This is a genomic window from Vibrio sp. 10N.286.48.B8 (genome assembly GCF_003050085.1).
Classification (GTDB): Bacteria; Pseudomonadota; Gammaproteobacteria; order Enterobacterales; family Vibrionaceae; genus Vibrio; species Vibrio crassostreae.
Genome location: NZ_PIGD01000004.1, coordinates 1 through 12,990, shown reverse-complemented (window position 1 = coordinate 12,990; position 12,990 = coordinate 1). Strand labels below are relative to the sequence as shown.

Here is a 12,990-nt window from a genome sequence, read left to right as displayed (position 1 = left end):
GATCTCTCCATGAGAATTGTAGGGTACATGGGACGCTGTTCTAGTGCGTCTGGATTACGTAGTCTGCGTTTGATTCGTATTGTTTTATTTTTAACGCATTGACTAGATCCACGCGCTCGGTTTTATCGAGCGCCTCTTTTTTCGACTTTCCACCAGCTAGGTGTCTTGATATTAATCGCTCTCTGAGTACTTCTTCACTCGCTGTGAGAAAGATCTTCAAGTCAATTAAATCGCTGACTGGTCGCCAGTCTTCGTCGATTGAGTAGATGTAATTGCCCTCGAGTAAAATAATTTGAGTGTCTGGCTCAATTAAAAAACCTTCTGCAATGGGATCGTGTAACTCACGACAGTATTTCGGCCAAAAGAATGCGTCAGTGTTTGGCGTCACCGCTTTGGAAAGCAAATGTGCTAATGAGGTTACATCAAATGTTTCGATGCTACCTTTGACTGACGTCAGTCCTTTCTCTTTCAGTACCGAATTGGGGTAGTGAAAGCCGTCCATTGGACAAAGTTGGGCTTTAAATCCTAACTGTGACAGTCCAGACAGCAGGGATTCAGACAATGTTGATTTACCCGTCGCTGGAGCACCAGAGATACCGATGACAAGAATTTGTTTCCCAGACTCTTGGTAGGTGTTGGCGACCAGTTGAGGAACGCTTGCAATGTCATCAACCGTTAACGAATGTGTTTTAGCCATGATCTGGTTCCTAATTCGGTACATGATAATGCCGCTATGTGACTAGCTTTCTTCAGAGAGTCACGGAAATCTTGACTCTCTGAGTAGTAATGGCAAAAAGCCCCATGGAAAATATCTCCAGCACCTAGTGTATCGATAGCATCCACTTTAGGTGCAGGGATTAACCCGCTACCGGACTCATCACTATAAAAAACACCTTTGTCGCCCAGCGTCATTGCCCACTTTTTGATCCCGTGTTGGTCGCAAAGTGCCTGCATTTTGTCTTTGTCACCATTGGTGAATTCCTCTGAAACAATAGGAATAGTACAGAGAGATAAAAACTGGTCGCTGTGCGATTTCCAAGTACCAGCGTCTAACACAATATCCCCAGTAAACTCAGCCAAAGCTTGTACGTTTGCGCTAACAAACGGATGCTCATATTGATCAAGTAATACGAGCTTTGCATTATCTAGCCACTTCGGGTCTAAACTCATCACCTTTTCGCAATCGGGCTGACTGGCGTTGACGATGAGCCTAGATGCCGTTTGCTTTGCAGAGATAATGTTCGATAGTGGTAGCTGGTATTCATCGTCTAAACTTAAATCCACAACCGAAATTTCGTGTTCATTAAGCTCTGCTGTCACTATCGATTTATAGAGGTGCTCTTTACCTAAACATGTCCAAAGGTGTACATCAGAGCCTAATGCGTTGCATGCAATGGCAGCATTGAGTGCAGACCCACCACCACCAATAAAATCAGCAATTGCATTCACCTTTTTATCAGGATCAGGCATCACTTCAACAAAGCTCATCAAATCAATCGTGCTTCTGCCTATAAATACACAATTTCCCATACGTAGAACTCCTTTGAATTACAGCTCACCGCTAGCGTAGCGTGCAGCCATATCATCCATAGAAATTGGTGTAATCTTGTCACCGTGACCAGCACAACCAAATCGTTCAAATCGGTTTAAACAAAGTGCCGTTAGCTCATCCATTCCTGCTAATAGGAACTTACGAGGGTCAAACTCTTGTGGGTTTTTCATCGCTAGTTCTCGGAAGCGACCAGACATCGCCATACGACAATCAGTATCGATATTTACCTTACGAACACCATGTTTGATACCACGCTCAATTTCTTCGATTGGCACACCATATGTTTGAGGCATTTCACCGCCATTCTCATTGATCATATCTTGAAGGTATTGAGGAACCGATGAGGCACCATGCATAACTAGGTGAGTCGTTGGGAGCTTCGAGTGAATTTCTTCGATAACGTTCATCGCTAAGATATCGCCATCCGGTTTGCGAGTGAACTTGTAAGCACCATGGCTTGTACCACAAGCGATAGCTAGTGCGTCAACCTTTGTTCTTTTCACAAAATCAACGGCTTGATCTGGGTCTGTTAGCAGTTGGCTCTTTTCAAGGATACCAGCAGCACCAACGCCATCTTCAGCTTCAGCTTCACCAGTTTCTAAAGAGCCAATACAACCCAACTCACCTTCAACTGAAGCACCTACCCAGTGCGCAGATTGAGCGATACGAGAAGTAATATCTACATTGTAATCGTAGCTGCTTGGTGTTGAAGCATCACGCTCCAATGAGCCATCCATCATTACCGATGTAAAACCGTGGCGAATTGCTGACAAGCATGTTTCTTCGCTGTTGCCATGATCTTGGTGAAGAACGATTGGTGTTTTCGGGAACATTTCAGCGAGAGCACAAACCATCTTATAAAGCATCACGTCACCAGCGTAGCTTTTACGAGCATTGATGCTCGCCTGCAGAATGACACCTGAATTACATTTTGCTGCAGCGCGAACAATAGCAAGTCCTTGCTCCATGTTGCTGATGTTGAATGCTGGAACTGCGTAACCATTTTCTGCTGCGTGATCCAGTAATTGTCTTAGTGTAACGATAGCCATTTTCTTCTCCAAAGTGATTTAATTGCTTCTTGCAATTAAACTTACTTAATTTAATTGCAAGAAACAATTAAATAGAATTTAGAATGTGAAAAGGATCGTGTTTTTGTTTTGAGGATCGTTATTTGAGTGGGATAAAAAGGACTTTTTTTAAGGGAATATTTTTTGAGGGACAAAAAAGCCCAGCAATAAGCTGGGCTAAAAAGAAGAAGGAGAAAGCTGAATCAGTTACTCAGCAACACTTTTCATACCAAATGTTTTTAGTGTCTCAATTCTTGCATTACCGTTCTTAGCGTATACATAGAGACCTGCACTATCTTCATCAGAGAAGATGTTATTGGTCATCACAGTACGGCCGCCATCGGTAAAGATTTCAACAGAAATACTGTCCATAAAGATACGGATGTTTGCTCGATCTTTACTCGCACACTCTAGTGGACATGTTCTACGTAAGGCTGAACGACTGCCCGATTGAGTACGATCAAAAGCCAGTTCGCCTTTCTTTAGATCCAACTCAATCAGTGTTTTCTGCTCACCTTTACTGCGAATTTCAAATACAACGCTGTCACAATCGCTAGCAGCTAGGTCAATGTCCGCAATGATTTCACAGTGAACATTATCACCAGCTTCAAATGCGAATTTTTCACCATCGTTTAACTGGAGCTCTGTATGTCTTTTTGGAGAATGGCGCAATTTTTCAACTTCTTGCACAGGCGTGAACTTCAGTTTCCCATCGTGACATAAAGAGACTTCTCGGGCCAAAGTGATACTACCGTACCAACCCAGTTCACTGGTATCGTAAGTGCCATCACACCATGGCATGAATGGCCATGAACCGATCCAAGCTTGAATGAGAGTGCGCCCATTCTCATCATCGAATACTTGTGGTGCGTAGTAGTCGAACCCCCAATCTAGAGAGCCCATCGTAGACCAATGGAACTTACCGGTTCGGTAATCAAGGTCACCAACAAGGTAAACTACTTGACGCTGTTGCATACCCATAGGTGAATACATAAGGACGTGTTTGTCACCCAATTTGAAGATATTTGGGCACTCAAGCATTGTCCCGAGTTCGCCCATACTCTCTACACAATAACCTACGAATTCCCAATCGGTTAAATTGTCTGATTTGTGAAGGCAGACTTTCCCGAATCCATTGGTCTCGTAGTTTGATGGGGTAATTAGATCGCTCACGCCATCTGTTACACCAGTCACCATGTACCATGAGCCTTCATGCTTCCAAACCTTTGGATCGCGGAAGTCATGTAGGTTAATTCCCTCTGGTGGATCAGATAAGATTGGGTTCCCGTCATATTTGTCAAAGTTAACGCCATCAGTCGACGTTGCCATACATTGAACTTGGCGAGCTTGTGCACATCCCGTATAGAAAAGAGTCATCACACCATCGTTATTCACAGCACTACCCGTGAAGATACCTCCGCCATCCCAGCCGTCATATTCTTCGCTTGGTGCTAAAGCTTCTGGCAGTGTTTCCCAGTGAATGAGATCTTCGCTGACTGCATGTCCCCAGTGCATGGTTCCCCACTTGCCAGTAAAAGGATGATGTTGATAGAAAAGGTGGTATTTACCCTGATATTGAATCAGTCCATGCGGGTCATTAATCCAGCCTACCGGTGCTTGGTAATGGTAATGTTCACGCCAATGGTGCTGCTTAACCGTATCTTTATGCTCAGCGATGTATTCTTCAACTTGATCAATAATTGCCTGATGCTTCTTCTTATCGAATACCACAAGGACCTCCAATGTTATCGAAATATATTTAATTGCAACCTGCAATCAAATATATTTCATTTAATTGCAGCTAACAAATATAGTATGATGAACTTGAGATTGCGCTCACATAAGTAAAGTAGACTCAATTTCTAACTATATGATTTTATTGAAACTTAACTTTTTCTATATATTGTGTAGATCCATTGGAACGTTATTGCAGATCAAATTGGTCAGGAGAACTATGAATAAGCCTATGAGAAGCGGACTGGGCGTTTCGTTAGATGATGTACAAAATCATAATAAGCGCGTCATTCTTAATGCACTTCACAATAGTGGTAGTTGCTCCAGAAAAGAGATCAGCCAATTGGTTGGACTTGACCAAGCGACGGTAACTAGAGCGATAAAACCTCTAATAGAACAAGGGCTTATTGTTGAAACTGGTGTGCGAAAAGCGGCACGTGGTCGAAGCTCTATTTATTTGGGGTTCAATACCCAACATCTACGAATTGTGTCCGTTCGAATACAGCGTACTAACTTCTCAATTGATACCTACGATCTCAATGGTGTTTCGCTAACCAGCCTAGTCAAACCAATTAATACTGATAATAGCCCAGAAGAGCTGATCGAGTATTTGACCAAGCAAGTGAGCGATGTTCTGAATGAGCAGGAAGGTGATATTTTAGGGATCTCGGTTGCGATGCCCGGCCCATTCTTAGAGCAAGATAATAAAATTATACTGATGACCGACGCAAAAAATTGGCAAGATGTTGATTTTATTTCCCACATGCGAGAGCAATTTCCAGACTATCCAATCTATGCAGGCCATGATGCAAAATTGGCTGCACTCGCGGTTTGGCGCCAGCTACAAAGCACTTATGAAGCAAGCGTTTTACTGTATGTATCTCTTGGGCAGGGTGTAGGTTCAGGCCTCGTGATTGAAGGGCAGGTTTATCACGGTAGTTTAGGGACGGCTGGAGAGATTGGTCACACATCAATCAATTTTCAAGGGCCGCAATGTAAGTGTGGCAATCTAGGTTGCCTTGAGCTGTATAGCTCAACAACGGCCTTGGTTGAACGTTACAAGGAAGAGGCCTCATTAGCATCCGCGGACTTTGAAATGGTAGTAAATGCATTTCATGACAGAGAATCTGCTGCGATAAACGCGGTTGATTACTTAGCTAAGTGCTTAGCACATGGATTAGTAAACAATATTAACCAATTAAACCCTGATTTAGTGGTAATTGGTGATGAACTGACGCAATTAGGGGCTGATTTCTTAAATCGTGTAAAGGAATACACATTTCGTTTATTACTTCCGGATCTGGCAAGCAATATCGAACTGGTTCTTGATGAAAGTGATGAAGATTTGGTTCATAAAGGAAATTATCACAACGTGATGTCAAATGAGCTACTTTTGCCTTTAGCACATCTAGGGATTAAAGCCACCAACACACCTGAAAGTTCTAAATAAAGTTAGCTAACACAAACCAAAAAAATAGCCGCTAATCAGCGGCTATTTTTAGTTATCTAAACGAAGCTTCTATTACTTCTTTGTTTCTTCAACCACGGCTTTCATCAATACTGATGTATCCATGCGGCCTTGTCCTTCAGCAGACAATGCCTTGTAAGCGTTGTTAGTCTTTTCAGTCAACGGAAGTTGGATGCCTTGACGTTCTGCTTCATCTAGGCAGAAACCTAAATCTTTGATCATCCAATCAATTGCGAAGCCGAAATCGAACTTGTCTTGCGCCATTGTGGTAGCACGGTTTTCCATCTGCCATGAACCTGCTGCGCCGTTTTTAAGGCAATCAACCAGAGTTGGGATATCCAAACCTGATTTTTCAGCAAGTACCAAGCCTTCAGATAAGCCGTTCAATACACCCGCGATGCAGATCTGGTTAACCATTTTTGCGCGTTGGCCTTGGCCGACTTTACCCATCAGAACTGACGATTTACCGTAAGCTTCGAATACAGGTTGAAGGTCGTTGAATAGCTCTTGCTCACCACCACACATGATAGTTAGCACGCCGTTTTCTGCGCCTGCTTGGCCACCAGATACTGGTGCATCCATAAAGCGAACACGTGATTGCTTCGCAGCCACTTCAAGCTCTTCAGACAGGATTGCAGACGTTGTTGTGTGGTCGACAAGAATCGCGTTTGGCTTCATTGCAGCCAGTGCGCCTGTTTCGCTGGTTGTCATGCTGCGCACGTCGTCATCGTTACCCACACAAACCAATACCACGTCGGCTTCTGCGACACACTCAGCCACAGATTCTGCCGCTTTACCTTGGTGTTTATCAGCCCAGTCTAGCGCTTTGCTGTGAGTGCGGTTAAATACCGTTACTTCGAAACCAGCTTTGACTAGGTGACCTGCCATTGGGAAGCCCATAACGCCTAGCCCGATAAAACTTACTTTCATTTCTTTCTCCTTTTATTTGACCAAGTCATCGCTATGAAAAGATCGAACACTCTCAATCAATGCATCAATAAGCAAGGTCAAAGCCTTTGGCTGATATTTTCTTTCTTTGTACACTAAATACGCTTGGCGATCACCCCGATGATATTCGGGAAGCACTTGAATCAAATTCATCTCTCGGGATACATGACGAAAAGGCAATGATGCAAGCCCTAAGCCTTTTTGCGCCGCTGCTGCCACCGCATGAATGTCGTTAACGATGAACTTAGGTTTAATCGTGATCATCTGCTCTAAGCGGTCGGATTTGTAGAGCGGCATATCAAACACATCATCAACGTTAATCCAATCTTGAAGCTCTAAGTCGTCAGGCTTTTCTATTGTTGCTCGCGAATCTAAGTATTCTGGGCTTGCATAAAATCCGTGTTTGGCTTTGAAAAGTGGTCGAGCAATCATGCCTTCCATATCCGAGATCTTAAACGTGATCAGTAAGTCACGATCGGTCTGTGGAATAAGCTGCTGCTGGCTCAGGGTTAGGTCGAGTTGAACCTTTGAATATTGAGTGAGAAATTGCTCTACCGTCGAGCGTAGAAAGCCACTGTAGAAGTTATGAGGCACTGCGAGCTTAATCTTGCCTTGGATAGCATCACGCTCTTCCAACAAGCTATTAAAGCCTTGATGGATAGACTCCATGCCACTGCTCAGTGCAGCAAAGGCCGCCTCGCCGTCTTTAGTGGCCACCAGCTCACGACCTTTCTTTTCCAAAAGTCGGATATTAAGGCGATCTTCCAATGCGGTTAACCGACGTGACATAGTCGACACAGGCAGTTGCAGCCGTTTCGAGGCTGATAGCAAAGAGCCCTCTTCAACCACTGCACAGAATAAGAACAGATCATCAATGTTTCCAAATATGGAATTCATACTTCTATATGTGCCTATTTTTCTCATTAATGGATAGGAGTAACCTTATCTCATCAACAACAGAAAATCACGGGAGAAACATAATATGAACAACAAACAATTTTGGGTAACCGCGATTTTATCCTCCCTGACCATGGCGACCATCATGTCTGGGTTAATTTCTGGCTACAAAATGGGGTTCAGCCACGAATGGCCGCCAATCTGGATGCAAAGCTTTTTCATTGCTTGGCCGTGTGCCATCGTGCTCAACCTCACCGTGCTCCCTTTGATCAGAAAACTCTCTGCATGGATTTGTCGCCCGAGAACGCTTTGCGAACCTGAGATCACGGAACGATGATCAAGGGTTAATGTTCAGGAGCTATGTTCTAGACAATATCATTAAGAGGCTGCGACCAAAGAGATGCGTTCAAAAAACGCTGTTCATGGATAAACGCCTGAATTACGCCCATAAAAAAACCGAGCACTAGGCTCGGTTTTTTAATAACTGTTGTTACTGTAAAGATTACAGCTCAGCGTTGTGGTAAACCTGCTGAACATCATCACAGTCGTCAAGCATGTCTAAGAACTTCTGGAACTTCTCAGAATCTTCTTCAGCTACTGGCGTAGTCGTTTGAGGAACAAAAGTGATTTCCTCAACGTCTAGAGTTAGCTCTGGGAACGCAGTGTTTAGTGCTGTCTTCGTTTTGAAGAACTCAGTCGTTGGAGCGAATACAGTGATAACACCGTCTTCTAGCTCAACGTCAGTCACGTCTACGTCTTCCATCATTAGCGTTTCTAGGATGATCTCGTCATCTTCGCCTTTGAACTGGAATACAGCTTGGTGAGCGAACATGTGAGAAACAGTACCTTCAACACCGATTTTCGCGCCAGTCTTAACGAAACATTGGCGAACGTCTTGGAAAGTACGGTTGCCGTTGTCAGTTAGACAGTCAACGATCACGCTTGTGCCACCTGGGCCAAAACCTTCGTAACGAGCTGGTTGGAAGTCTTCACCGCCGCCGCCGTTCGCTTTATCGATCGCTTTGTCGATAACGTGAGCTGGTACTTGGTCTTTCTTCGCTTTAGCAATCAGGTGCTTAAGAGGTAGGTTCATGTCTGGGTCAGAGCTGCCGTTCTTAGCCAGTACGTAAATCTCTTTACCGTATTTAGAATAAACTTTAATTTTTGCGCCTGCAGTTTTCGCCATTGAGGCCTTGCGCACTTCAAAACTTCTTCCCATCGGGATCTTCTCTCTGATTCAATTAACGGTGCAAATTCTAGCAAATTACTGTGTCATTTCAATTCTACAGCACTGCTGGGCAAGGTTTGTCTGCGTTTATGCGACACCCATTACCCGTTTGTATTTTTCTACAGACTGTTCAAACCACACCTTTTCATCTGGGTCACCTAGCTTCATTGCTTCTTCAACAATGGCTTCAGGGCCACATTTCGCTTGCTTCAGTTTCCATACAAGAAACGATGCTTGCTTATCCAGTTCGATTCTATTTTTCTCGCTGGGTGGAAGGAGTGAAAGGTTGATAGACATTGCTAGCCTTCGTCTGTAATACACTTGGCCGAGAAATATATCATAGAGCAGCCTCATAAAACCAATACTATGAGTAACAGAAAGGGTTTATGAGACCCGAAACCAAGCAAGTCGCTGATGCAGGTCAAGCTAGTTTGAGAGAAGTGACGCCCCATGATGCGAAAGTATTGCTTATTCGACTCACCTAATGAGCCGAATAATGAGTTAATCACATCACAAAGGCGAAAGAGTGATTTCTAATCTATGAAACTACTCACTCACCGCGAATACATCGCAGCGTGAGGCGCAGATGAAATCATTTTTATGTAGGCCTTTAATTGAGTGGCTCCACCAAGTGACGGTGACTTTGCCCCACTCCAATAAGATCGAAGGATGGTGGAACTCTTCTTCTGCCAACTCTGACACTTTGTTGCTGAATGCCCATGCTTGCTTGTAATTCTTAAACTTAAACACCTTCTCAAGCTGTGGGATGCCGTCTCTTTCCATGATCTGCCAATCTGACAACTCCAATAGTAAAGATTGTTGCTCATCTTTACTTAAGGCAATCGCGTCGATACTGCAGGCTTCGCATTTTTGTTCATTCAACATGTGTGGGTTCCTTGGGTTCAAAAAGTGGTGGTAGTAACCCCGCATCAATCGCGAGATCAGCTTGCTGTAATAGGTTTTCCTGACTGATTTTGAAGAGCTCAGATAGCTCGTCGATCACGTAATATTTCGGCTGCATGATGTCGATGCGATAAGGCGTTCTTAAAACCGTTTGCAGATCGAACCGCTCGCGAACGGCCAAATCCCCTCCCAACGCATACATGGTTTCCGCCGGAGACGAAAGAATGCCACCGCCATAGATTTTCAATTGTTGGCCTTCTTTTACTAAACCGAACTCGACCGTAAACCAATACAAACGGGCAAGGTAAGCGCGCTGTTTGGATGTCGCGGCTTGGCCTAGTTTTCCATAATGCTCAGTGAATGCTGCGAAATCAGCATTAGTGAGCATGGCACAGTGACCAAAAATTTCATGAAAGAAATCAGGTTCTTGTAAGTAATCGAACTCGTCTCGCGTTCTCAAAAATGTCGCGACGGGGAATTTCTTATTCGCGAGCAAATCAAAGAAACGGTCGAAATCGATTAACGCAGGCACAGGCTGAACCTGCCAACCTGTTGTTTCCTTTAGCACTTTGTTTATCTCTGGAAGCTGGGGAACTCTGTCTAATGGCAGATCCAGCAGGGTCAAACCGTGCAAATAGGCATCACAAGCGCGGTCACTAATGACGTCCAGTTGCCTTTTCACCAAGTCGTGCCAAATGGCATCTTCTTCGAGGCTCCACTCAACCCATCCCTCTTGGCTCACGGGCTTAGAATGATATTGAGTCATTACACACCTCCTTTCGAATGTCTCACTTTAAGCCTATCTCCACTCCTTATATCCGCCAATTTACACGACTTTTCGAAACAGGCGATCGTGTAACATTTTATTTACACAATTCCGCCCCCCCCTTATTTTGCTGATCTTTTGACTTTGTAAAACCTAAATACCAGACTGAAATCGTTAACTTTTTGTTAAAGGTAAAGGAATGCACGAAAGCAATAAGCCAATTTGGCAGCCAAGCGAGCAGCGTATCGCCGATGCCAACTTAACCCGATTTATCAACAACCTTAATCTGTCTGACTTAAACCGAGATAGAGACATACAAAGCTACGCAGATCTCCATCAATGGTCGGTGGATCAGCCGGAGTCGTTTTGGCAAAACGTGTGGCAGTTTTGTGGCGTGGTTGGCTCGCAAGGGGATGACATCAAAACGCAAGGTGAGATCCGCTGGCAGCAGCCTAAATCGAATCGTGATGCAATTTGGTTTCCGAATGCACAAGTAAACTACGCTGAGAACTTGCTGCGTTTGGCACACACCATGCCTCATGAGCTTGCGATTTGGTTTGAGAATGAACGTGGCGAACAACAGAGTTATACATGGAAAACCCTGTGTGAAGCGGTCTCTAGCGTTCAGCAATGGCTTGTCGATAGCGGAGTGAAGCAAGGTGATGTGGTTGCCGCGTATACGCCCTATCTGCCACAAACCGTAATAGCGATGCTGGCAACCACCAGCTTGGGCGCGATTTGGACATCGACCTCGCCTGATTTTGGTGTCGAGAGTGTGATTGAACGATTTGGCCAAGTGAAACCCAAGGTGCTGTTCACCTGTGATGGCTATACCTTCAATGGCAAAACGTTCGATATGACGGACAAGAACCGTGAAATCATCGAGCACTTAACCGAGCTAAAACAGGTGTGTCAGATCGGTTACTTGGGAAGGAATGACTTTGAAAATGATGTGTCGATTCGAAGCTGGCACAACATGATCAATCATTATCAGCCACAACTTGTACGATTTGTGCGTGTCAGCTTCAATGAACCATTGTTTGTACTCTACTCTTCCGGCACAACAGGCAAGCCAAAGTGTATTGTTCACTCGGTTGGTGGCACCACCATCAACCACCTAAAAGAGCATCAGCTTCATTGCGATGTTAAGCCAAACGACCGCGTGTTCTACTACACCACTTGTGGTTGGATGATGTGGAACTGGCACGTCTCTGCGCTTGCCAGCGGCGCTTGTTTAGTGATCTTTGATGGTAGTCCGGTTTACCCGCAACCCAACGTTCTATGGGATTTAGCGCAGCGAGCTGACGTATCGACATTTGGCACCTCAGCTAAGTATCTAGAAGCGATCGAGAAGGCAGAGCTCTCGCCATTAGAAAACCACTCTCTGCCTCATTTAAGAACACTGTGCTCAACAGGTTCTGTGCTTTACCCAGAGCAATTTGATTACGTTTACAAACACATCAAACAAGACCTGCATTTAGCATCCATTTCTGGCGGCACGGATATTTGTGGCTGTTTTGTGTTGGGTAACCCTATCTCGCCAGTGTATCGCGGTGAGTGCCAACAGGCAGGGCTTGGCGTCGACATCAAGGTATTCAATTCAACGGGCCATAAAGTCGAGCACGAACGTGGTGAACTGGTGTGTACCAATTCCCTCCCCAATTTCCCAGTTGGCTTCTGGAATGACACCGGAGAGCGCTATCACAGCACTTATTGGGACAGGTTCGATAATGTGTGGCATCACGGTGACGAGGTCGCGCAGAGTCTGCATGGCGGCTATCTGTTCTATGGGCGAGGCGACACCACACTCAACCCTGGTGGTGTGCGTATTGGTACTGCTGAGATCTACCAACAAGTGAACACCATTGAGGGCATCATAGATTCCATCGCCGTCGGTAAAGATGTCGACCGCAATGAGCAAATTTGGTTGTTCGTTCAACTGCAGCAAGGTGTAGCTCTAAATGAAACGCTATTGGCCGCCATTAAGCACAAGCTCAAATCATCTTGCTCGCCAAGGCATGTGCCGAGCCAGGTTTTTGCGATCAGTGACGTGCCAAAAACACGCTCAGGAAAACTGGTAGAACTGGCGGTGAAGCAGGTCGTGAATGGCAAGGATGTAGAAAACCTCGGGGCTATCGCTAACGCCGAGGTTTTGGAAGAGATAAAGCGTGTAGTTTCGCTTTAGTGTTAAGACCTAGAAGAGCGTGAGTGAGAAGCTGTAGTGGTCAACTGATATTGGCCACGTTCCTAGAGTTTAACCAGAACAATCGTTCTGATTCATTGGGAGTCAAACCACCGTTGTATTGGTGCGGGCGGAGTTGGCAATAATACCCAATAATGTATCGAGTAATTTCTTGTTGTGCCTCTGCAAAGCTCCGATAACCTACTGTAGGTATCCATTCCGTCTTCAAGCTTCTAAAGAAGCGT

At 44.8% G+C, this 12,990-nt stretch carries 14 protein-coding genes; 3 read left to right on the top strand and 11 right to left on the bottom strand.

All coding sequences use genetic code 11. From position 1 onward, the window contains the following. Window positions 1–40: 40 nt before the first annotated feature. From CWO08_RS06395 to CWO08_RS06380, 4 genes are all read right to left on the bottom strand, one after another. A complete protein-coding gene (locus CWO08_RS06395; protein WP_102432310.1) occupies window positions 41–697 on the bottom strand; it encodes a hypothetical protein in 657 nt (218 codons plus the stop codon). Beyond that, on the bottom strand, window positions 676–1,530 hold the full coding sequence (locus CWO08_RS06390; protein ID WP_108020126.1) for a PfkB family carbohydrate kinase: 855 nt from the start codon (window positions 1,528–1,530) through the stop codon (window positions 676–678). The genes CWO08_RS06395 and CWO08_RS06390 overlap by 22 nt, the downstream gene beginning before the upstream one ends. An 18-nt stretch (window positions 1,531–1,548) precedes the next feature. After that, a complete protein-coding gene (gene fba, locus CWO08_RS06385; RefSeq protein ID WP_108020125.1) occupies window positions 1,549–2,601 on the bottom strand; it encodes a class II fructose-bisphosphate aldolase in 1,053 nt (350 codons plus the stop codon). A 225-nt stretch (window positions 2,602–2,826) separates the two neighbouring features. After that, complete coding sequence (locus tag CWO08_RS06380) at window positions 2,827–4,350, bottom strand: glycoside hydrolase family 32 protein (protein WP_108020124.1); 1,524 nt, start codon at window positions 4,348–4,350, stop codon at window positions 2,827–2,829. Window positions 4,351–4,573: 223 nt separating this feature from the next. Here CWO08_RS06380 and CWO08_RS06375 point away from each other — a divergent pair, with 223 nt between their 5' ends. Further along, window positions 4,574–5,803, top strand: a complete 1,230-nt coding sequence (locus tag CWO08_RS06375) for an ROK family transcriptional regulator (RefSeq protein WP_108020123.1) — start codon at window positions 4,574–4,576, stop codon at window positions 5,801–5,803. 72 nt (window positions 5,804–5,875) lie between these two features. Here CWO08_RS06375 and CWO08_RS06370 read toward each other — a convergent pair whose 3' ends face one another. Together CWO08_RS06370 and CWO08_RS06365 are read right to left on the bottom strand one after the other, a co-directional pair. Beyond that, window positions 5,876–6,751 (bottom strand): NAD(P)-dependent oxidoreductase, encoded by an 876-nt coding sequence (locus CWO08_RS06370; protein ID WP_102478959.1) that lies wholly within the window; start codon window positions 6,749–6,751, stop codon window positions 5,876–5,878. Between the two features lie 12 nt (window positions 6,752–6,763). Further along, window positions 6,764–7,666 carry a LysR family transcriptional regulator gene (locus CWO08_RS06365; RefSeq protein ID WP_102478960.1) on the bottom strand — a complete coding sequence of 301 codons (903 nt, stop codon included), beginning with the start codon at window positions 7,664–7,666 and terminating at the stop codon, window positions 6,764–6,766. 85 nt (window positions 7,667–7,751) lie between these two features. Between CWO08_RS06365 and CWO08_RS06360 the strand changes: the two genes are divergently transcribed. Next, window positions 7,752–8,003, top strand: a complete 252-nt coding sequence (locus CWO08_RS06360) for a DUF2798 domain-containing protein (protein ID WP_057622702.1) — start codon at window positions 7,752–7,754, stop codon at window positions 8,001–8,003. A 165-nt stretch (window positions 8,004–8,168) separates the two neighbouring features. Here the strand turns inward: CWO08_RS06360 and CWO08_RS06355 are convergent, their stop codons facing one another. From CWO08_RS06355 to phhA, 4 genes are all read right to left on the bottom strand, one after another. Then, the gene (locus tag CWO08_RS06355; RefSeq protein WP_017057670.1) at window positions 8,169–8,885 is read right to left on the bottom strand and encodes a YebC/PmpR family DNA-binding transcriptional regulator; all 717 of its coding nucleotides are present in this window, start codon (window positions 8,883–8,885) and stop codon (window positions 8,169–8,171) included. A gap of 96 nt (window positions 8,886–8,981) precedes the next feature. Further along, a complete protein-coding gene (locus CWO08_RS06350) occupies window positions 8,982–9,191 on the bottom strand; it encodes a DUF3283 family protein (RefSeq protein WP_102431580.1) in 210 nt (69 codons plus the stop codon). Between the two features lie 249 nt (window positions 9,192–9,440). Beyond that, a complete protein-coding gene (locus CWO08_RS06345; RefSeq protein WP_017102223.1) occupies window positions 9,441–9,779 on the bottom strand; it encodes a 4a-hydroxytetrahydrobiopterin dehydratase in 339 nt (112 codons plus the stop codon). Then, window positions 9,769–10,563, bottom strand: coding sequence for a phenylalanine 4-monooxygenase (gene phhA / locus CWO08_RS06340; RefSeq protein ID WP_017630281.1), 795 nt, complete (start codon window positions 10,561–10,563; stop codon window positions 9,769–9,771). The genes CWO08_RS06345 and phhA overlap by 11 nt, the downstream gene beginning before the upstream one ends. A gap of 199 nt (window positions 10,564–10,762) precedes the next feature. On the opposite strand from phhA, the gene CWO08_RS06335 reads away from it, so the two are divergent. After that, window positions 10,763–12,748: an acetoacetate--CoA ligase gene (locus tag CWO08_RS06335; protein WP_102478961.1), complete on the top strand. Its 1,986-nt coding sequence runs from the start codon at window positions 10,763–10,765 to the stop codon at window positions 12,746–12,748. Window positions 12,749–12,788: 40 nt separating this feature from the next. Here the strand turns inward: CWO08_RS06335 and CWO08_RS06330 are convergent. Next, window positions 12,789–12,990: integrase core domain-containing protein (locus tag CWO08_RS06330; protein WP_146161752.1), on the bottom strand; the 202-nt coding region annotated here is incomplete at its 5' end.

Coding starts and splice junctions, on each gene's coding strand:
- CWO08_RS06395 (WP_102432310.1), bottom strand. CDS start 697: ATGGCTAAAACACATTCGTTAACGGTTGATGACATTGCAAGCGTTCCT.
- CWO08_RS06390 (WP_108020126.1), bottom strand. CDS start 1,530: ATGGGAAATTGTGTATTTATAGGCAGAAGCACGATTGATTTGATGAGC.
- fba (WP_108020125.1), bottom strand. CDS start 2,601: ATGGCTATCGTTACACTAAGACAATTACTGGATCACGCAGCAGAAAAT.
- CWO08_RS06375 (WP_108020123.1), top strand. CDS start 4,574: ATGAATAAGCCTATGAGAAGCGGACTGGGCGTTTCGTTAGATGATGTA.
- CWO08_RS06370 (WP_102478959.1), bottom strand. CDS start 6,751: ATGAAAGTAAGTTTTATCGGGCTAGGCGTTATGGGCTTCCCAATGGCA.
- CWO08_RS06365 (WP_102478960.1), bottom strand. CDS start 7,666: ATGAATTCCATATTTGGAAACATTGATGATCTGTTCTTATTCTGTGCA.
- CWO08_RS06360 (WP_057622702.1), top strand. CDS start 7,752: ATGAACAACAAACAATTTTGGGTAACCGCGATTTTATCCTCCCTGACC.
- CWO08_RS06355 (WP_017057670.1), bottom strand. CDS start 8,885: ATGGGAAGAAGTTTTGAAGTGCGCAAGGCCTCAATGGCGAAAACTGCA.
- CWO08_RS06350 (WP_102431580.1), bottom strand. CDS start 9,191: ATGTCTATCAACCTTTCACTCCTTCCACCCAGCGAGAAAAATAGAATC.
- CWO08_RS06345 (WP_017102223.1), bottom strand. CDS start 9,779: ATGTTGAATGAACAAAAATGCGAAGCCTGCAGTATCGACGCGATTGCC.
- phhA (WP_017630281.1), bottom strand. CDS start 10,563: ATGACTCAATATCATTCTAAGCCCGTGAGCCAAGAGGGATGGGTTGAG.
- CWO08_RS06335 (WP_102478961.1), top strand. CDS start 10,763: ATGCACGAAAGCAATAAGCCAATTTGGCAGCCAAGCGAGCAGCGTATC.